The organism is uncultured Microbacterium sp., from assembly GCF_945952435.1.
In the GTDB taxonomy this organism is placed as follows: domain Bacteria; phylum Actinomycetota; class Actinomycetes; order Actinomycetales; family Microbacteriaceae; genus Microbacterium.
Genome location: NZ_CAMFHZ010000001.1, coordinates 114,123 through 134,065, shown reverse-complemented (window position 1 = coordinate 134,065; position 19,943 = coordinate 114,123). Strand labels below are relative to the sequence as shown.

At 71.1% G+C, this 19,943-nt stretch carries 15 protein-coding genes; 6 read left to right on the top strand and 9 right to left on the bottom strand.

What is annotated here, in order from left to right; translation table 11 throughout:
• Positions 1-294 precede the first annotated feature (294 nt).
• Together Q0P88_RS00580 and Q0P88_RS00575 are read left to right on the top strand one after the other, a co-directional pair.
• Positions 295-2,184: an ABC transporter ATP-binding protein gene (locus Q0P88_RS00580; RefSeq protein ID WP_295010338.1), complete on the top strand. Its 1,890-nt coding sequence runs from the start codon at positions 295-297 to the stop codon at positions 2,182-2,184.
• Complete coding sequence (locus tag Q0P88_RS00575; protein WP_295010337.1) at positions 2,181-3,989, top strand: ABC transporter ATP-binding protein; 1,809 nt, start codon at positions 2,181-2,183, stop codon at positions 3,987-3,989. Before Q0P88_RS00580 ends, Q0P88_RS00575 begins: the two co-directional genes overlap by 4 nt.
• Positions 3,990-4,412: 423 nt before the next feature.
• Here Q0P88_RS00575 and Q0P88_RS00570 read toward each other — a convergent pair whose 3' ends face one another.
• Entirely contained in the window at positions 4,413-5,270 is an 858-nt protein-coding gene (locus tag Q0P88_RS00570) for an endonuclease domain-containing protein (protein ID WP_295010336.1), read from the bottom strand.
• Between the two features lie 333 nt (positions 5,271-5,603).
• On the bottom strand, positions 5,604-6,059 hold the full coding sequence (locus tag Q0P88_RS00565) for a GNAT family N-acetyltransferase (protein ID WP_295010335.1): 456 nt from the start codon (positions 6,057-6,059) through the stop codon (positions 5,604-5,606).
• A gap of 210 nt (positions 6,060-6,269) precedes the next feature.
• On the opposite strand from Q0P88_RS00565, the gene Q0P88_RS00560 reads away from it, so the two are divergent.
• Complete coding sequence (locus Q0P88_RS00560; RefSeq protein ID WP_295010334.1) at positions 6,270-8,489, top strand: NADP-dependent isocitrate dehydrogenase; 2,220 nt, start codon at positions 6,270-6,272, stop codon at positions 8,487-8,489.
• Positions 8,490-8,701: 212 nt separating this feature from the next.
• Here Q0P88_RS00560 and Q0P88_RS00555 read toward each other — a convergent pair whose 3' ends face one another.
• Together Q0P88_RS00555 and Q0P88_RS00550 are read right to left on the bottom strand one after the other, a co-directional pair.
• Positions 8,702-10,135 carry a L,D-transpeptidase gene (locus tag Q0P88_RS00555; protein WP_295010333.1) on the bottom strand — a complete coding sequence of 478 codons (1,434 nt, stop codon included), beginning with the start codon at positions 10,133-10,135 and terminating at the stop codon, positions 8,702-8,704.
• Positions 10,136-10,330: 195 nt separating this feature from the next.
• Positions 10,331-10,804: a hypothetical protein gene (locus Q0P88_RS00550; RefSeq protein ID WP_295010332.1), complete on the bottom strand. Its 474-nt coding sequence runs from the start codon at positions 10,802-10,804 to the stop codon at positions 10,331-10,333.
• Positions 10,805-11,111: 307 nt separating this feature from the next.
• Between Q0P88_RS00550 and Q0P88_RS00545 the strand changes: the two genes are divergently transcribed.
• From Q0P88_RS00545 to nagB, 3 genes are read left to right on the top strand one after another with little or no spacing between them, the layout of a single operon-like run.
• A complete protein-coding gene (locus Q0P88_RS00545; RefSeq protein ID WP_295010331.1) occupies positions 11,112-12,269 on the top strand; it encodes an ROK family transcriptional regulator in 1,158 nt (385 codons plus the stop codon).
• A 5-nt stretch (positions 12,270-12,274) separates the two neighbouring features.
• On the top strand, positions 12,275-13,249 hold the full coding sequence (locus tag Q0P88_RS00540) for an ROK family protein (RefSeq protein ID WP_295010398.1): 975 nt from the start codon (positions 12,275-12,277) through the stop codon (positions 13,247-13,249).
• A complete protein-coding gene (nagB, locus tag Q0P88_RS00535; protein WP_295010330.1) occupies positions 13,242-14,021 on the top strand; it encodes a glucosamine-6-phosphate deaminase in 780 nt (259 codons plus the stop codon). Before Q0P88_RS00540 ends, nagB begins: the two co-directional genes overlap by 8 nt.
• Positions 14,022-14,041: 20 nt before the next feature.
• Here the strand turns inward: nagB and Q0P88_RS00530 are convergent, their stop codons facing one another.
• From Q0P88_RS00530 to nagA, 5 genes are all read right to left on the bottom strand, one after another.
• Positions 14,042-14,446 (bottom strand): NUDIX domain-containing protein, encoded by a 405-nt coding sequence (locus tag Q0P88_RS00530; protein WP_295010329.1) that lies wholly within the window; start codon positions 14,444-14,446, stop codon positions 14,042-14,044.
• Positions 14,439-15,827, bottom strand: a complete 1,389-nt coding sequence (locus Q0P88_RS00525; protein WP_295010328.1) for an FAD-binding oxidoreductase — start codon at positions 15,825-15,827, stop codon at positions 14,439-14,441. The genes Q0P88_RS00530 and Q0P88_RS00525 overlap by 8 nt, the downstream gene beginning before the upstream one ends.
• A gap of 4 nt (positions 15,828-15,831) precedes the next feature.
• Entirely contained in the window at positions 15,832-16,209 is a 378-nt protein-coding gene (locus Q0P88_RS00520) for a YrdB family protein (protein ID WP_295010327.1), read from the bottom strand.
• A 9-nt stretch (positions 16,210-16,218) separates the two neighbouring features.
• On the bottom strand, positions 16,219-18,291 hold the full coding sequence (locus Q0P88_RS00515) for a sigma-70 family RNA polymerase sigma factor (RefSeq protein ID WP_295010326.1): 2,073 nt from the start codon (positions 18,289-18,291) through the stop codon (positions 16,219-16,221).
• Positions 18,292-18,759: 468 nt separating this feature from the next.
• Positions 18,760-19,932 carry an N-acetylglucosamine-6-phosphate deacetylase gene (gene nagA / locus Q0P88_RS00510; protein WP_295010325.1) on the bottom strand — a complete coding sequence of 391 codons (1,173 nt, stop codon included), beginning with the start codon at positions 19,930-19,932 and terminating at the stop codon, positions 18,760-18,762.
• Positions 19,933-19,943 lie beyond the last annotated feature (11 nt).

Here is a 19,943-nt window from a genome sequence, read left to right as displayed (position 1 = left end):
GCCGCACGAATCTCGGAAAGCGCTTGCGTTCAGCAAGATCACAGTTCTAGGCTGGAGGGCTGTCGCGCCGATCCGGCCGATCTCAGCCGAACCGAGGAGGACACCATGCCCGTGATCAACACCGCATCGTCGATCAGCGCTGTCGCCGCCGGTTCGCCCTCCGCGTTCGTCGGGTACTGATCCGCTCCGGATCCCTCCCGGCCCACCGGCCGTCGCACTTCGCTCGGATGCATCTTCCGCGTCCGCTCCTCGTCGTCCCCTGCCCTCCCCTGTGACACGCATCTGCTGAGAGTCATGTCTGAAGAATCCACGTCCCCGTCCCCCACGAACACCCTTTCCACCCCCCGCGCTCTCGCCCGCCTCGCTCCCTTCGTCCGGCCCGTCGCCTGGCGTCTGGTCGGCGGCGGCGCGTCGGCGCTCGCTGCCGCGGTCATCGCGCTGTGCGTGCCGCTGCTGCTGCAGGCCGTGCTCGAAGGCCCCATCGCCACGGGCGAGATCAGCGCGATCGTGTGGGGTGCGGTCGCGGTGACCGCTCTCGCACTCGGCGAGGCCGTCATGGTGTGGCTGCGCCGCCAGTTCGTGCTCAACCCGGCTACCCAGGTCGAGTACACGATGCGCACGCAGCTGTACTCGCGCCTGCAGACGTTGCCCGTCGCCTTCCACGACCGCTGGCAGTCGGGTCAGCTGCTCAGCCGGATGATGCAGGACATCGGGCTCATCCGCCGTTGGCTCGCGTTCGGGCTGGTGCTGCTCGTGGTCAACCTGCTCACCATCGTCATCGGCGCAGGCCTGCTGTTCCGCTGGCACTGGCTGCTCGGGACGATCTTCCTCGTCACGGCCGTGCCGCTGTGGATCTCGGGCTTCCTCTTCGAGAAGCGCTACGGGGTGCTCACCCGCCGCAGCCAGGATCAGGCCGGCGATCTCGCGACGAGCGTCGAGGAGAGCGTGCACGGCATCCGCGTGCTGAAAGCCTTCGGCCGCGGAAAGCACGCGCTCGTGAAGTTCGCCCGTCAGGCCGAGTCGCTGCGCAAGACGGAGCTGAGCAAGGCCCGCTCGGTGGGCTGGATCTGGTTCTGGCTCGTGTTCATGCCGGAGGTCGCCTTCGCGGTCAACCTCGTGGTGGGGATCTGGCTGATCTCCCAGGGTGCATTGAGCGCGCCGGAGCTGTTCGCGTACTTCGCGATGGCGACGGTGCTGCGCTGGCCGATCGAGTCGATCGGCTTCCTGTTCTCGTTCCTGCTCGACGCGCGCACCGCGACGGATCGCGTGTTCGAGATCTACGACGAGCAGAACACGATCACCGATCCGGAGAATCCGCAGACGATCGCCGCGCCGCGCGGCCAACTGGCGTTCGAGAACGCCCACTTCCGCTACCAAGACGCGCGTGCGCACGAGAGGGATCTCCTCGACGGCATCGATCTCGTGCTGCAGCCGGGGGAGACGATGGCGCTGGTCGGCATCACCGGATCCGGCAAGACGACGCTGACGACGCTGCCCACGCGCCTGTACGACGTCACGGGCGGTCGCGTCACTCTCGACGGCGTGGACGTGCGCGACCTCACCCTCGCGGAGCTGCGCACGCACATCGCGATGGCGTTCGAGGATGCCACGCTGTTCTCCGCCACCGTGCGCGAGAACGTCCTCCTCGGTCGCGCCGACCTCGACCCGCACAGCCCCGAGGCCGAGCGCGTCCTTCGCGAGGCCCTGGACGTCGCCCAGGCGGGCTTCGTCGACGACCTTCCCGACGGCGTCGAGACGATGATCGGGGAGGAGGGGCTGAGCCTCTCCGGGGGGCAGCGTCAGCGGCTCGCCCTCGCTCGCGCGGTCGCCGCCAAGCCCAAGGTGCTCGTCCTGGACGACCCGCTGTCGGCGCTCGACGTCGACACCGAGGCGCTCGTCGAGGAGGCGCTGCGCCACGTGCTCGCCGAGACCACCGCCCTCATCGTCGCGCACCGTCCCTCGACGGTCGCGCTCGCGGATCGCGTCGCGCTGCTGCAGAAGGGCAGGGTGACCGTCGTCGGCACCCATTCCGAACTGCTGCGCACGAGCGCGCACTACCGTCACGTGATCTCGAGTCTCGAGGCGGAGGAGGCCGCGCGGACCGGGGCGATCCCGGTGATCCCCGCGTCGGACCCGGCGGAAGGATCCCGCTCCCGACCCACGACCCAGGAGGTGCAGGCATGAGCGTCGTCGGAACGCAGGACGAGGACCGCTCCGATCTGACCCGCGAGGAGAGCGCGACGATCCGCCGTCGCTCGCTGCGGCTGTTCGGATCGCTCGTCGCGCCGCTCAAGGTGCAGATGGCGCTCACGGCGCTCGTGCTGGTGGTCTCCACGGCCGCCCAGGTCGCCGGACCTGCTTTGGTCGCCTATGGCCTGAACACCGCGCTTCCGGCCGTGCTGCAGCACGCGGACTGGGCACCGACGATCGTCGTGGGCCTGGTGTTCCTCGTGACGGGTCTGGTCGGATCGGCGCTGATCGGCTGGTACGCGGTGCTCACCGCGCGCATCACCCAGGCGATCCTGCTCGATCTGCGCAAGCGCATGTTCCTGCACACGCAGCGATTGAGCCTGGAGTTCCACGAGAGCTACACGTCCGGTCGCATCATCTCGCGTCAGACGAGCGATCTGGACTCGATCCGTGAGCTGTTGGACGGCGGCCTGAACGAGCTCGTCTCCGGGCTGCTCTACGGCGTGTTCACGTTCATCGCACTCATGCTCGTGGATTGGAAGTCGGGGGCGGTGCTCATCGTCGCCGGGGTCCCCCTTGTCCTCCTGATGCGCTGGTTCTACCGTCGTTCGCAACTCGTGTACCGCGAGTCGCGGGTGATCAGCGCGAAGGTGATCGTGCAGTTCGTCGAGACGATGACCGGGATCCGCGCGGTCAAGGCGTTCCGCAAGGAGCCGCGCAACGACGTGTCGTTCCAGGAGGTCGCGGGCGAGTACCGCGACGTCAACCGGCGTTCGATGCTGCTCTTCGGCACGTTCGAGCCGGGACTCATGGCAGTCGCGGCGCTCACCCTGGGCGTCGTCGTGGTGTGGGGCGGCGTGCGCATGGCGGACGGCCAGATCCAGGTCGGCATCCTGCTGGCCGCGGTCCTGTACGTGCGCAACTTCTTCGCGCCGATGCAGGAGATCGCGATGTTCCTGAACTCCTTCCAGTCGGCCACGGCGGCGCTGGAGAAGGTGTCCGGCGTTCTCGAGGAGGTTCCCACGGTGCCGGATCCGGCGAAGCCGACCGACCTCTGGAACGCCTCGGGTCACGTGCGCTTCGACGACGTCGAGTTCGGATACTCGGCGGATCACACGATCCTGCCGGACTTCTCGCTCGACATCCCGGCGGGGCAGACGATCGCCCTCGTCGGCACGACGGGCGCAGGCAAGTCGACGCTCGCCAAGCTCGTGTCGCGCTTCTACGATCCGACCGCGGGCGCGGTGACCTTGGACGGCGTGGATCTGCGCGCGCTGCACCCGAAGGATCTTCGGCGTGCGATCGTCATGGTCACGCAGGAGGCGTACCTCTTCAGCGGAACGGTGGCGGACAACATCGCGCTCGGCAAACCGGACGCGACGATGGACGAGATCCGTGCGGCCGCCGCGGCGGTCGGTGCGGATGCGTTCATCGAGGGGCTTCCGGACGGTTACGACACCGACGTGAACAAGCGCGGTGGCCGTGTGTCGGCGGGGCAGCGGCAGCTGATCTCGTTCGCGCGCGCCTTCCTCGCCGATCCGGCGGTGCTGATCCTCGACGAGGCGACCGCATCGCTCGACATCCCGTCCGAGCGGCTGATCCAGGACGCCCTGCAGACCCTGCTGGCCGACCGCACCGCGATCATCATCGCGCACCGCCTGTCGACGGTCGCGATCGCGGACCGCGTGCTGGTCATGGAGCACGGGCGCATCATCGAGGACGACGCCCCGGACGCCCTGATCGCCGGCACCGGCAAGTTCGCCCAGCTGCACCGCGCCTGGCAGGCGACGCTCGTCTGATCGCCGCTCCCGCCCCCGTGTCCCGCGCACGGGGGCGGGAGTGCGTCGGCGGGGCCGTGTAGCGCACGCGCAATATGTCGGACTGGGTGGGCGATGCCGGGGTGCGGGATGCGCTGTGCCGCGCTGCGCTGTGCACGCGCGATATGTCGGGTTCCCTCAGCAATGTCGGACCCATGGGGACCTATCGCCCGATTCTCTTCGAGTGATCCGACATATCGGGCGATGTAGATCGAGTCGGGGGTCCTAGAGGGAGTTGGTCAGTCTGGATCGAGTCGGCCAGTCTGGACGGAGTCGACCGTCTTGGATCGGGTCGGCCAGTCTGAATGGAGCCGAGCGTCCTGGACGGAGTCGAGTGCTCCAGACGTGTGCGGCCGGGACTTCGACCGAGACGGGTCGCGTGCGCGATGCGGGCCGAAGCGGCGGTCAGGCCAGGGTACGCCGCAGGTGTGGTGCGAGGTGGAGACGTCGGGCGAGCGCGGCCGCGATGGTGCGCTCGACGTCATCCCAGTGGTGCACGACCTGCGCGTAGGTGAAGCGAAGCACGGTGTAGCCGCGCAGCTGAAGCTCGGCATCATGGCTCACGTCGCGTTGATGTGCGGCCGGGGAGCTGTGGAAGGCGAATCCGTCGAGCTGCGCGACGAGATGCGTTCCGATCAGCGCGTCGACATCGTGCCCTCCGAGGCGGACCTGCTGGCGGATCGGGATGCCCCAGGGTCGCAGGCGCACGACGAACAAGGTCTCGACGCCCGAGTCTGACCGGCCCCGTACCGCTTGCGCGTAGCGCCGACTCGGTGGCTCGGGCCACGCGACCGTACGGAGGGACTCCAGATCCAGATGCGCGATCCGGATCGCGGATTCCCAGACGCAGAGGGCGTCCTCCTCCCCGAGACAGAGGGCGATGTGCGCGAGCGCATCCTCGATCGAGGCGTGCAGAGCTCGAGGTCCGGTGTCGACGAGAGGTCGCGACCAGTGCGGCCGCACCTCGCCTGCCGTGCGCCGTCCATTCGCCGGAAGCTGGACAGGGATCCGGGAGTCCGCACTCTCGGGGATCCACCAATGACGCGGCCGAGCCAGCGAGAGGCAGGTCAGCCGGCCTCCTGCTGAGGCCGCCGTGACGAGATCGGAGGAAGCCGTTTCGTCCGTGATCCAGGAGGCGCGCACACGACGCACCGTCCCGGCGCGGATCGCCGTCCGGACGGCCGACGGAGCGAACCCGTGCGCTGCTGCGACACGTCGGTGCGCGATGCCGCCTCGCCTGCTCAACCAGGTGTCCAGATCCATATGCAGACTGTGCCGGGGATCGGCGGTCGTGAAGACGCCGATCACGGAAGCGGTGGGATCGCATCAGTTCACGGCGGGAGTGGAGGAGCAAACGCCCGGCCGCGACGGTGGCGAGACGATCGCGATATGTCGGATCGCTCACCGAAAAGCGGGCGCGAGAGCGCACAGCGTCCGAAGTTCATGCGCCGGGCCGACATATCGCGCCGGTAAGGACGAAGGCGGGGGCGGGGCGGAGCACGGCGATCGGGAGAGAGGGCGACGGGGCTTCGATGGGGGAGGGGATTCGAAGCCCCGCCGCCGGTTCAGCGTGTGCGGATCGGGCTCGGGCCGGGGTCAGGCGAAGCGGATCTCCGCGATCACCTCGGCATACTCGGTCTCGCCCACGGGGGAGAAGCCGACGCGCTGGAAGAACGCCTCGGGGCCGCCGTCGCCGGCCTCGTAGATGACGTTGAGGTGCTCGAAGCCGCGGTCGCGGGCTTCGGCGATGAGGCTCTCGACCGCGAAGCGTCCGACGCCGCGGCCCTGCTCGTCGGCCGCCACGTTGATGCGCCACAGCACCGAGCGGAAATGCTCCTCCGGCGCGTCGTGGTCGAAGTTGGCGCTCACGAAGCCGACGACCTCGTCGCCGTCCAGCACGACCCGCTGCCACGTGGTCTGCGGGTTCATGACGGTCGCGGCGATCCCGTACGAGACGGGCGCGAGGAACTGCTCCTGCCCGGGCTTGAGGGACAGGTTGTTGACGGCGACGATCGTCGCCGCGGAGAGTTCGACCAGTCGCAGTTCCGTCATAGCCCAAGGCTAACCCCTGCACGGGGGCAGGGCGGGCCGAAGTCGGAACGAGGGAAGAAAGTTCATCCGGGATGAACAGGGCGCACAGGGCGCACAGAACCGCCCCGCGGCGCGCCCGGCCGCTCAGGTATCTTGGTATCGAGACAAAATCCTGCGTGAATCCCCGCGCGAACACTCGTGCGGACGCTTCCTGTGCGAAAAGGAGCCCCGGTGACCGACGACGCGATCATCTACACCTACACGGACGAGGCGCCGGCGCTGGCCACGGCCTCGCTCCTGCCGATCGTCCAGGCCTATGCCCACCAGGCGGGCATCGACATCGAGACGCGCGACATCTCGCTCGCCGGTCGGATCCTGGCCGCCTTCCCCGAGCGGCTGACCGCGGGCCAGGCGGTGGGCGACGCTCTCGCCGAACTCGGTGGCCTGGCGACCACGCCCGAGGCCAACATCATCAAGCTGCCCAACATCTCGGCCTCGATCCCGCAGCTCAAGGCCGCGATCGCCGAGCTGCAGCAGCAGGGCTTCGACGTGCCCGACTATCCGGACGACGCGTCCACGGTCGAGCAGAAGGACATCCGCGCCCGCTACGACCGGATCAAGGGTTCGGCCGTGAACCCCGTGCTGCGCGAGGGCAACAGCGATCGTCGCGCCCCGCTCGCGGTGAAGAACTACGCGAAGAAGCACCCGCACCGCAACAAGGCCTTCGCCGCCGGGTCCCGGACGCACGTCGCGACCCTCGGTCACGACGACTTCAAGGCGAACGAGAAGAGCTGGGTGTCGCCGGGCGACGACGTCCTGACGATCCGCCACGTCTCGACCGACGGTCAGATCACGGTGCTCAAGGAGAACCTCAAGGTGCTCCCCGGCGAGATCATCGACGCGACCTTCCTGGACGCCGCGGCGCTCGACGCCTTCCTCGCCGAGACCCTCGCCGAGGCGAAGGCCGAGGACGTGCTGTACTCGGTGCACCTCAAGGCCACGATGATGAAGGTCTCCGACCCGATCATCTTCGGCCACGTCGTGCGCGCCTACTTCGCGGACGTCTTCGCCCGCTACGGCGACCGGATCGCGGCCGCCGGGCTCACCGCGAACGACGGACTCGGCTCGATCCTCGCCGGGCTCGCGGACGTCGAGGGCGGCGAGGAGATCGCCGCCGCGTTCGCGCGCGCGATGCAGGACGGACCCCGTCTCAACTACGTGAACTCCGACAAGGGCATCACGAACCTCCACGTGCCCAGCGACGTCATCGTCGATGCGTCGATGCCGGCGCTGATCCGCAACGGCGGCAAGCTCTGGGGTGCGGACGGCAGCGAGGCGGACACCCTCGCCGTCATCCCCGACTCCTCCTACGCGGGCGTCTACCAGGCCACGATCGAGGACGTCATCGAGAACGGCCCGCTCGACCCCGCGACGATCGGCACCGTCCCCAACGTCGGCCTCATGGCCCAGGCGGCCGAGGAGTACGGCAGCCACGACAAGACGTTCGAAGTCGCGGCGGACGGCACGATGCAGGTCGTCACCGCGGCGGGGGACGTCGTCCTCGAGCACGCGGTGCACACGGGTGACATCTGGCGCGCGACGCAGACCAAGGACGTCCCGATCCGCGACTGGGTGAAGCTCGCCGTGAGCCGCGCCCGTGCGACCGGCGCCCCGGCCGTGTTCTGGTTGAACCCCGCGCGGTCGCACGACGCGGCGCTCATCGCCAAGGTGACCAAGTACCTGAAGGACCTGGACACCGACGGGCTGACGATCGAGATCCTCACGCCCGAGGACGCGACCCGCTACTCGCTCGCGCGCATGCGCAAGGGCGAGGACACGATCTCGGTCACGGGGAACGTGCTGCGCGACTACCTCACGGATCTGTTCCCGATCCTCGAGGTCGGCACCAGCGCCAAGATGCTGAGCATCGTCCCGCTGCTCGCGGGCGGCGGGCTGTTCGAGACCGGAGCGGGCGGATCCGCGCCGAAGCACGTGCAGCAGCTCGTCGAGGAGAACTACCTCCGCTGGGACTCGCTGGGTGAGTTCTTCGCTCTGGCCGCGTCCTTCGAGCACTACGCGGATCGGACGGGCAACGCGAAGGCGGCGATCCTGGCGAAGACGCTCGACGCCGCGACCGGGACGTTCCTCGAGAACGATCGTTCCCCCGGCCGCGCGCTCGGCACGATCGACAACAGGGGCAGCCACTTCTACCTGGCGCTGTACTGGGCGCAGGAGCTGGCGAATCAGACGGAGGACGCGGAGCTCGCCACGGCGTTCGCGCCGGTGGCCGCCGCGCTCGCCGCGGACGAGCAGCGCATCGTGTCGGAGCTGAACGCCGTGCAGGGCTCGCACGCCGAGATCGGCGGCTACTACCGCCCGGACGGCGCGCTCGTGGCCAAGGTCATGCGTCCGTCCGCGACGCTGAACGCGGTGATCGACGCTCTGGACTGAGCGGATCGGGGATCCTCGGAGGGGCGGGCGCGCGGGCGTCCGCCCCTCCGGCGTTCCCGGGGTCGAACGGTCACGGCGAATCGACGAACGCCTTGCGCCGGGCCGAGGCGCCGTGGAACGTCGGCCGTGGAACGTCGGCCGTGGAACGTCGGCCGTGGAACGTCGAAGGGCCCGCCGCGCCAGGCGACAGGCCCTTCGAGCTCAGTAAGAGCTCAGTAGTGCACGTTGACCTCGGTGCCCTGCGGGCTCCAGTCGTACAGCCACTCGGCGCGCCACTCCGGCATGCCCACGCAGCCGTGGCTCATCGGGGTACCCCAGTTGGAGTGCCAGTACACGCCGTGCAGGGCCTCGTCGCCGTTGAAGTACATGATCCACTTGACGTCGGGCTGGTAGTAATACGGCGCCTTCGTGAGATCGGTGTTGCCCATGTTCTGGGACGTCAGCTTCCAGTTCACCGCGAAGGAGCCGGTGTGCGTCGCGAAGCCCTCGCGGCCCGACGAGACGGACCAGGAGTCGACGACGTTGCCGTTCTCGATCGCGCTGACGGTCTCGGTGCTGAGGTTGACGTCGATCTTGCGCAGGAGCGACGTCGTCGTGAAGGGCGTGTCCTTCACGGTCAGTGCGTAGTGCCCGTTCCCCGTGCGCAGCTGCGAGGCGAACGCGGCCGCGACCCCGGAGACGTCGCCGAGCTCTCGTCCCGCGACGCCGGGCGTGAGGTCCTGCAGCACCTCGCCGGAAGAGTTCACGATCGAGGTCGCGTTGACGGGCGCGCGGTTCACCAGCGGGGCCAGCCCGCTCACGGACTTCTGGATCGCGGCCTGGTTCGCGTCGATCGTGAGCTTGCCGTCGTCGGGCGTGACCGTGATCCAGCTCGCCGCGGTGGCAGCGTCGACGGGGACGGTGCGCTCGCTGCCGACGTAGAACCCGATCGAGGCCAGCATCGTGTTCAGGCGCTTGACGGTGTCGGCCGCGGTCGCGTCGGTGATCGCCGGCGTCACGACGTCAGCCGTGGCGGGGTAGGACAGGGCGTTGTCGCCCTTCTCCACGGCCTTCGTGAGCGCGGCGGTGAGCTTGTCCAGATCGATGCCCGACCCGTTCTTCGCCGCGCTCGCGACGTAGCCGCCCGCCGCCGGGTTGAAGGCGACGGTCGCATCGGTCGCGTCGGTGTAGACGGAGGGGACCTGTGCGCGCAGGGCGTGCTCCGCCGCCCGCTGATCCAACGTGATGTCGCCTGCGACGGGCGCGGACATCCACGACGTCACGTTCCAGAGGGGATGCTCGGCGAAGGCCTTCTCGGCGAGCTTGGTCGCATCGATGTGCGCACCGAGGTCGCTGCCCGTGACCTTGCTGCCGTCGCCCTCACCGGTCAGCGTGACCTGCATGCCTGACACGTGGTTGTTCACGGCCTCGGCCGCGGCGCCCACCGTCATCCCGCCGACCTGCACTCCGGCGATGGCGGTGCCGGGCGCGATGAGGATGGTCGATGCGGCGCCGACCCCGAGCACCAGCACGCCGAGACCCAGCCCGATCCACAGCCCGAGCCGCCGTCTCTTCTTCGGTGCGTCGGCCGTCGGCGCCCATTCGGCGTGGCGATCGCCGGATCCGCCGTCTCCCGACTCGGTCGGCGTGGTGACGTCGTCGTTCACCGCGCCCCCCTTCGCCGCGTCGGTCGCATCGACGATCGGGGAACCCTCTGTCGAAGCCCCCGCTTCCGTTGCCAGATCCGTCACGTGCGCACCCCCCTCCGCCCGTAGGCGTCTGCTCACTCCTCAGGATACGGGATCCCATATCACAGAATGGCAACGGACGGGAAACGACCGGCCCGGCGCGGGCGATTCCGCTCAGGATGAGCAGACGTCCCGGAAATCCTGAGCCGCGTCCGCGAGGTCCTTCGGCCCCTGCAGTAGCGGCAGCATGCTCGCAGGATCCTTGTCCTGCGCGGCCTTCGTCGCGAGGTCGGCGTACTTCTGCCACACGGCCTGCACCCTCTCCGCCGCCGTCCTCACCCGGCCGTTGCCGAGCGCCTGCACGGCGGCGGAGACCTTGTCGGCGTCGGCCTGGAAGCGCTGGAGGGTGCCGGCCGGGTCCTTCGCGGCGCTCGCGGGATCCCATCCCGCCACGTCCTCGCCCACGGCGCCGAGCGTGGAGGTCATGGCGGCGCACGCGTCCACGGCGCTCTGCGTGTCGCCGCTCGTCGTCGACGCCGACGGCGCGTTCTGCGGCGTGCTCTGAGCCGGCGCGCAGGCCGCGAGGCCCAGGGCGAGGACGACGGCGGAGAGGGTGGTGACGAGCGGACGTCGGAGGCGAAGGGGCATGGGGCTCCTCGGTGCGGGTGTGGGGTGCGGGTGGTGGGTGCGGGCGGTGGGGATCGGTTGGTGGCGATCGGTCGGCCACGCGGTGTCCGCCGACCGCTGCGACCTGCATCCAAGCACGCTCTCCTGGGATCGTGCTCCGGGAGACCGAGGATCCGCCGGGGCGCGCACACGGGGGCGCGGGGAGCCCGACGCGGGCACGGCAGTAACGTTTGCGTAACCCGATCGGACCGCGCGTGCGCGGCGGCTTGCGCATCCTCTGTTCGTAAGGTGTACTAACAAACATGGTCCCGAGGAAGAAGGTCCGCGGATGAGCGTGGAGCACGGCGAGGGCGATCCGCACCGCTTCGGACCCTCGAGACGGCTGCGCACCCGCGCCAAGGTGCTCCCGGAGCACGCGAGAGGGCACAACCGCGCGCTCGTGCTGCAGACGCTCTTCCACGCCGGTGCCATGAGTCGCGCCGACCTCTCCCGCGAGACGGGCCTCACCCGGGTGACGATCTCCGATCTCGTCGGGGAGTTCATCGCGGACGGCGTCGTCGTCGAGAAGGGGATCCGCGAGACGAGCGGACCGGGCAAGCCGCCGACCCTCATCGACATCGACCGCGACGGGCACCGCATCGTCGGTCTGGACCTCTCCGGACCCGGCGCGTTCGAAGGCGCGCTGCTGAGCCTCGACGGCGTCGTGCTCGAGCGCCGGGAGATCGCGCGTCCGGTCGAGGGCGGCGAGGCGGCGTACGCCGCCGTGCGGACGCTCGCGCAGCAGCTCGTCGCGCTGTCGCCCGCACCCGTGCTGGGCGTGGGCGTGGGCGCGCCGGGCATCGTCCGACCGGACGGCGTCGTGCTGAGCTCGCCCAACCTGGACTGGGTCGACCTCCCCCTGGAATCCCTGCTCAGCGCAGACCTCGACCTCCCCGTGCTGGTGAGCAACGACGCCAACGCGGCCGTGCTCGCCGAGTTCACGTTCGGGCAGGCCAGGGACGACATGATGCTGGTCCGGATCGGCAAGGGCGTCGGCGGCGGACTCATCTCGGACAGCCAGCCGCTCGTGGGGAGCAGGTTCGCGGCGGGAGAGATCGGGCACGTCGTCGTCGGCACCGACGGCGGACCCCTCTGCGGCTGCGGCAAGCGCGGCTGCCTCGAAGCCTGGCTGGGCGCCTCGGCCCTGCGCACCCGGCTCGCGGAGGCGCCGGTCGCAGAGTCCGACGCGGTGCTGCGCGAAGCGGGTACGCGGCTCGGCATCGGGATCGCACCGATCGTCGCGGCCCTCGACCTGTCCGAGATCGTGCTGTCCGGGCCGGCGGATCTGCTCGACGGCCCGCTCATCGAGGCCGCGACGCGCACCCTGACCGAGCGCACGCTCGACGGCGTATACGACGACGTCGTCATCCGCCTGACCGCGCAGGAGGACATCGTCCTGCGCGGCGCCGCGGTCATGGTGCTCTCCAGCCAGCTGGGCGTCTCGTGACCGCGATCCGCGCCGGACTGGACGTCGGGGGCACCAAGATCGAGGCGCTCGCGCTCACCGCCGACGGGCGCATCGCGGCGCGCACGCGGATCCCGACCGGCTGGGGCGACGACGGGGTCGTGGCCGCGGTGCACGACGCGATCGCCGCACTCGCCGCCGAGGGCGGCTTCCCCGTGTCGGACGTCGCCTCGATCGGCATCGGGATCCCCGGACTCGTCGACGCGGAGCGCGGCCGGGTGCTGCATGCCGTGAACCTGGGCGTCGCCGAGCTCGATCTGGCCGCGGCGGTCCGTGCGAGGCTCGCCGTGCCCGTGGCGGTCGAGAACGACGTCAAGGCGGCCGCGGTCGGCGCGGGCTCGCTCCGGGGCGACGCGCACTCGATGGCGTACCTGAACCTCGGCACGGGCGTCGCGGCCGGGATCGTGATCGACGGACGGCTCTGGCGGGGCGCCCGAGGGACGGCGGGCGAGGTCGGGCACCTGTCCGTGGATCCCGAGGGGCGCGTCTGCGGCTGCGGCCAGCGCGGCTGCATCGAGACGTTCTGCGGCGGCGGCGCCGTGTCGAAGGCGTGGGGGCGCGGCGGCGCGCTGCCGATCCTCGACATCTTCGACCGCGCGGAGCAGGGCGATCCCCTCGCGATCGAGCTCCGTGCAGGCGTCGCCTACGGGGCCGCCTCCGCGGTGCGGGCGCTCGTCCTCGGCGCCGATGTGGAGACGGTCGTCCTCGGCGGCGGCGTCACCGCGCTCGGGGATCGCCTGCTGGACGACCTCCGCCGGCGCCTGCGGGCCGAGGCCGCGTCCTCGGCCTTCATCGGCTCGCTCCGCCTCGAGGATCGCGTCGAGCTGCTGCCCCCGGGCTCTCCGGCGGCGGCGCTGGGCGCGGCGCTCGTGGGCGCGTCGCAGCCGACCCCTCCCTCCCGTCCTGCGTCCGCATCCGTTCCGGTCGCGTCGAACACCCCCGAAGGAGCCCTTCATGGCTGAAGTCGTCATCGTCGAGAACCCGGCGGCCGCCGGCGAGCTGGTCGCGCAGGAGATCGCGCAGTTGATCCGGCGTCGCTCCGACACCGTGCTGGGCCTCGCGACCGGGTCCACGCCGCTGCCCGTGTATTCGGCGCTGCGTCCCCGGCTCGCGGGCGTCGACGTCTCGCACGTGCGCGGTTTCGCCCTCGACGAGTATGTCGGCATCGACCCCTCGCACCCCGAGAGCTACCGTTCCGTCATCACCCGTGAGGTCGTGGAGCCGCTGGGACTGAACCCCGCGCTCGTGCACGTGCCGGACGGCGACGAACGGGGGATCGAGCACGCCGGCGCGGAGTACGACGCGCGGATCCGTGCCGCGGGCGGCGTCGACCTGCAGATCCTCGGCATCGGCACGGACGGGCACATCGGGTTCAACGAGCCGGGGAGCTCCTTCGCCTCGCGCACACGCGTCAAGACGCTCACCCAGCAGACCCGCGAGGACAACGCCCGGTTCTTCGACTCGATCGAGCAGGTGCCGATGCACTGCATCACGCAGGGGCTGGGCACGATCCTCGAGGCCCGCCATCTCGTGCTGCTCGCGTACGGCGAGGGCAAGGCGCAGGCGATCGCGGACGCCGTCGAGGGGCCGTTGACGGCGTTCGTGCCCGGCTCGGCGATCCAGCTGCACCCGCACGCGACCGTCGTCGTCGACGAGGCCGCCGCCTCGAAGCTCCGACTCGCGGACTACTACCGCTACACCTACGAGAACAAGCCGGCCTGGCAGGGGATCTGAGCCGCGCCGGGCCCGAGCCCTCAGCGGGTCTCGGGCCAGGCGAGCCGCAGCAGGTGCTCCTCACTGAGCGGGGCGAGCGGGATCCGCATGGCGTCGTCCGGGGTGATCCAGCGCAGTTCGGCGAGCTCCGCCTGCACCTGGACGTCCTCGGGCTCCGCGGTCATCGCGAACGCGGTCGCGATCACGCGGTGGCCCGGCTCGTTCGCGGCGGCGGAGACGAAGACGCCGAGCGGGGTGAGGGCTGCCTCCTCGACGCGGAGTCCGAGCTCCTCGTGCAACTCGCGGGCGAGGGTCTGCGCGGCGTCCTCGCCGGGCTCCGGCTTGCCGCCGGGCTGCATGAACCGCTCCGTGCCGCGCTTGCGCACGACGAGCACCCGGCCGTCGCGCGCGGTGATGACGGCGGCGGAGACGTGGATGTCAGGCATGAGTTCCTTCCGGTCGAGGCGCGAAGACCTTGCCGGGGTTGAGGATCCCCGCGGGGTCGAAGGCGCGCACGATGCGCTCCTGCAGATCCCACTGATCCTCGCCCAGCTCCTCCGCGAGCCAGCGGCTCTTCAGCACGCCGATGCCGTGTTCGCCGGTCAGCGTGCCGCCGAGCCGCAGGGCCGAGCGGAAGAGGTCGTCGGCGGCGCGCCAGACGTGCGGAGGGACCACGGGGCCGTCGACGATGAAGTTCGGGTGCAGGTTGCCGTCACCGGCGTGCGCGACGGTGGGGATCACGAGGTCGTACTCGCGCTCGATCCGGGCGATCTCGTCGAACATGTCCGGCAGGGCGCTGCGGGGCACCGCGACGTCCTCGATGAGCGTGGTGCCGAGGGAGGCCATCGCGGCGTGCATCGACCGCCGGATCCGGAGCAGCTCCTCGCCCTCCGCGGCGTCGTCGGTGACGGACACGGTGCCGCCGACCGCCCGCAGGACGTCGGCGATCCGGGCGGCCTCGTCGGCGGCGACGGGGCCGTCGGTCTGGATCGTGAGCTGCGCGACGCCCGAAGCCGGGGAGGGCAGCCCGAGGAGCGCGTGCACGGCGGCGAGGGACCGAGCGTCCATGAGCTCCATGATCGCCGGCTCCGCGCCGCTCGCCGTCACGGCGGCGGATCCTCGGGCGGCGTTGTGCACGTCGGGGAACGTGGCGGTGATCGTGCACGGGGAGCCGGGCACGATCCGACGCAGTTTGAGCGTCGCGCCGACGATGACCCCGAGGCGACCCTCCGAGCCGATCACGAGCGACGTGAGATCGAGCCCGGTGACGCCTTTCACGCTGCGATGGCCCAGGTGCAGCAGGCGTCCGTCGGCCAGCACGAGGTCGAGGCCGAGGACCGCGTCGCGGACGACGCCGTACTTCGCGCACAGCAGTCCGCCGGCACCCGTGGCGATGTTGCCGCCGACCGTGGAGATGTCCTTGCTGGCCGGATCGGGCGGCCACCAGAGCCCGTGCGGGGCCAGGATCTCGTCGAGCTCCCCGTTGAGGATCCCCGGCTCGACGACGGCGAGCAGATCGTCGGGCCGGATCTCGCGCACTCGGCGGAGACGCGACGTGGAGAGCACGATCTCGCCCGCTCCCGCGTTCGCGGCCCCGGCGAGCCCGGTCCCGGCGCCGCGCACGACGACGGGCGTGCGCGTCTCGTGCGCGATCCGCAGCACCGCCTGCACGTCCTCCGTGCTCCCCGCGTGGACGACGGCGAGCGGCGCGGACGGCGCGGCATGACCGGAGCGGTCGGCGCGGGCGGCGTCGAGCGATTCCGGTGCGGTGTCGACGCGCTCGCCCAGGAGGGCCTGAAGGCGCTGGACGATCCGCCGGTCCGGCATGACCTCAGACCAGGGCGCGACGGCCGGCGAGAAGCCCCGAGACCACGGCCACGACCGCGAAGCCGAGGCCGATCCAGGCCTGGCCCATGCTCCACCAGGCGATCGTCACCCCGGCGTAGACCACCAGCTCGACCGCCGCGCGCACGAATGGATGCACGCGCAGAACCGGACGCGGGGAGAGGAACAGCGCCCACAACAGGAGCGTGAGGACCGGGGTCCCGACGGCGAGGACGAGGTTCCACGGCATCGGCCACGAGACGAGTCCCCACAGCACGAGCGAGGCCAGTGCGGCGATGAGGACGACGACACGGACGATGTCGAGGGGCGTCGCGCGAGGGACGGTCCCCGCAGGCTTCTCGGGGACGGGCGTGTCGGCGAACATGCCTCGATTCTACGCGCCGGGCGTGATGGCCGAGGCGTCCGCGGGAGCGGGGCTCTGCGCATCGGGGTCGTCCGCCGGGGCGGGCGACGACGTGGCAGGCGAAGACGTGGCGGCGCTCTCCGTCGGCGCGGCCTCGGTCGAGGTTGCGGGGGCATCGGGGGCCGAGTCGGTCGTGGAGGCGGTCTCGCCGTCGCCGGCCACAGGCGGGTTCGCCGGCGCCGCGCCCGGCGCGGGCTCCTCGGGAGCGGGGTCGGTCGTGGGCGGCGTGACCGGGTCCGAGGGTGCGGGGTTCGGCGGAGTCGTTCCGGATCCGGCCAGGCACTCCCACCAGTGCGCCGATCCCAGGGAGCCGAGGTCGAACGTCGTCGATCCGCCCACCTCGTCACCGCGCACGTAGGAGAAGGTGGCGGTGGCGTGCCGGTTGACCTGCCGGGCCGTCGGGTGCAGCACGAACGTCGCCGCACCCGTGCCGTCGAGGACGACGCGGCCCGCGTCCGCGGTCTCGATCGTGGCACGGACGGTGGTGCCGGGGACACCCGTGAGCGCAACGGTGACCGTGACGTCCCGGTGCCAGCCTACGATCTGACAGCTCAGCTGGCCCGCACCGAGGAGCGGAGGGGTGGTCGGCAGGGCCGGGGTGCCGGGGTCCGTTCCCGGATCGGTGCCAGAGTCCGTTCCGGGGTCGATGCCGGGGTCCGTTCCGGGGTCGGTGCCCGGGTCCTTTCCAGGATCAGTGCCGGGGTCGGTGCCCGGACCCTTTCCGGGGTCGGTTCCCGGCACCGTGGGCGGTTCGGTCGGGGTCACCGTCAGCGGCGGAGCGACCGCCGCGCTCTCGGCCGGTGCGGCGGCAGGAGGCGCGTCCTGGGCGGCGGGAGGCGCCGGGGGAGCGGCGGGCGGGGTCGTGGGCGCCGTCACGGGAGCGAGCGGCGCGGGCGACGAGACGGGACCGGCCGGGGCGGCGACCTGCGCCACGATCCCCGATTCGTCCTGGTCCGATGCGGAGGGGGCCGACGTCGAGGACGGATCGGAGCTCAACGACGGGACGACGGCGGCGGCGACGATCGCGCCCGCGATGACGAGGGCGACGGATCCCGCACCCACGAGGGCGCCGAAGCCGGCGAACGCGCCTCCGGAGGTCGTGCCGCCGCCTGCGGACCCGGCGCCCGCCGCACCGCCTGCCGCGGCCGCCGCCCCGGAACCGCCGACGAGCACGGCGCCCTCGACGACGCCCGAGGGCATCGCGGCGAGCGCGATGGTCGGCACGGTGCCGCTCTGCAGCGCGGCCAGGTACGCTCCGGATCCGCCGACCCCGATGACCAGCGGCAGCAGCACGAACGTGAGCCGGTGCGAGACCTCCTTGGCCTCCGCGGCGACGATGAGGCAGCGCGCGCACTCGCTGAGGTGGGCGTCGAGCTTCGCGCGGTCCCTGACGCCCAGATTGTCACGGGCGTAGGCGCCGAGATGCTCGATCGTCCAGGCGCAGGCCGAACCGGGCTCCGCCGTCCGCAGGTGCGCCTGGATCCAGGCCTCGCGGAGTCCCTCGCGGGCACGGAAGGCGAGTTGGGCGGTCGCGCCGGCGCTGAGCCCGAGCAGCGGGGCGATCTCCCCGGGCTTCATCTGCTCGATCTCGGAGTACCAGAGCACTTCCTGCCAGCGGGAGGGCAGACTGCGGAACGCCTGCGCGGACAGGCTGTGATCGAGCGCCTCTTCCGCGGCCTGCGTCGTCGACGACGGATCCGCGACGCTGTCGAGCTCGTCGATCGGATCCTCCCGGCGTGCGCGACCCCAGCTCGCCGCGGTGTTGCGGATGCTCGTGAAGAGGTAGGCGCGGAACGAGCCCGTCGGCCCTCCGCCGGCGCTGATCGCCTGGTAGATGCGGGCGAACGCCTCCTGGACAAGATCGTCCGGGTCGAATGCGCCCGTGACCGAGCGCGCGACGGCGATCCCCGACCGGTAGTGCCGACGCCAGAGTTCGCCGAACGCTTCTGCGTCGCCGGAGCGGCTGCGCAGCACGAGGTCGGCGTCGCTGCGCGCCGGGGTCTCTTCGGCGTCGTTCTGGGACAGGGCGGTCTGGTCGGTCATCACTCGGTTCTCATGCGGGTGCGGTCTCGTGGAGGTCTCTCATTCGACAGACGCGACACCCGGGAAATCATTACGCGGATTCTCCATTGTCCACCCGTCAACAGGGAGAACGCCAGGGTGCGTACAAATTCGCCCGCATGATCCGCGGCCGCGGCCGGGAGCGGGGGCGAAAGGCCCACGGAGACGTGCAGAAAAAAAGTTCTGGGATTCGCGTAATGGATCGGCGATACCGCGCTCTCATCCCATAGAGACGGTCTGCGCGCGCCACCGGGGGGCGGCACGCCAGGACTCCGACGGATGGGGATCCGTCGGCCAGGTCGGCCCGGCGCCTCGGGGGAGGAGTTCCGGGCCGACCTCTCTGAAAACCGGAGGGAAACAGGGGCACGAGCAGGGCCGTCGCAGTGGGGTGCGACGGCCCTCCGTCGTTCTTCCGTCGTGCTCGGCGGCGCTCCGCTCCGGCCCGCGCGGTCAGCGGGCGAGCGGCGCCCCGGTCCAGACCCGGATCACGTCCAGGTCGGCGGAGAGCAGCACCGCGTCCGCCAGGAAGCCGGGATCGAGCTCTCCCAGTCCCTCGGCGAATCCGATCGCGCGGGCCGGTGTGCGCGTCAACGCCCGCACCGCGTCGACCAGGGGAACCCCCGCGGCGACCGTGTTGCGCAGCGCGACGTCCTGCGTGAGCGTCGAGCCGGCGATCGACCCGGTGTCGACCCTCGCCATGCCGTCGACGACCGTGACGTGCAGGGAGCCGAGCATGTAGTCGCCGTCCTCGGATCCCGCCGCCGCCATCGCGTCGGTGATCAGCGCGACGCGCCCCGGTGCCTCGTCGAACACGAGCTTGATGACCTGCGGGTGCAGATGGAAGTTGTCCGTGATGGCCTCGAGGGTGACCCGCTCGTCGTTCGCGGCCGTGAGAACGGGGCCAGGCTCGCGGTGGTGCACGGGGCGCATCGCGTTGAAGGCGTGCGTGAGGATGGTCGCGCCCGCGTCGAAAGCCGCGCGCATCGTGGCGTCGTCGGCATCGGTGTGGCCCACCGCGGCCGCGGCGCCCGCCGCCACGACGATCCGGATCGCCTCGAGCCCGCCGGGAAGCTCGGGTGCGAGCGTGACCTGGCGCACGGTTCCCCGTCCAGCCTGCAACAGGCGCCGCACGTCGTCGGGCTCCGGCGCGCGCAGCAGGCCGGGGTCGTGCGCGCCTTTGTGCCCCGGGTCGAGGAAGGGGCCCTCCAGGTGCGAGCCGAGCAGGTCGCCGTCGGTCTCCATGAGATCCGCGATCGCTCCGGCGCGCGCCGCGAGCTCGTCCACCGACGCCGTCACGAGCGACACGACGGCGCGGGTCGTCCCGTGCGAGCGATGCATGGCGCGGGCGGTGCGGATGGCCTCGGCGCCGTCGTCGAAGGCGGCGCCGGCCCCGCCGTGGCCGTGGATGTCGATGAAGCCGGGGGTGAGCACCGCGCCGACGCCGGCGACCTCCGTCGCGTCGACGACCGTGTCCGCCACGGTCCAGTCGCGGCCGGTTCCGCGCGCCGCGACGACGCCGCGCTCGAAGCGGACCCAGCCGTCCTCGGTCACCGAGCCGGCGGAAACGATCCGCGCGGAGTGGATGACGAGGGATCCGTGCTCTGAGGATTCGGGCTGGCTCATGCGTTCTCTCC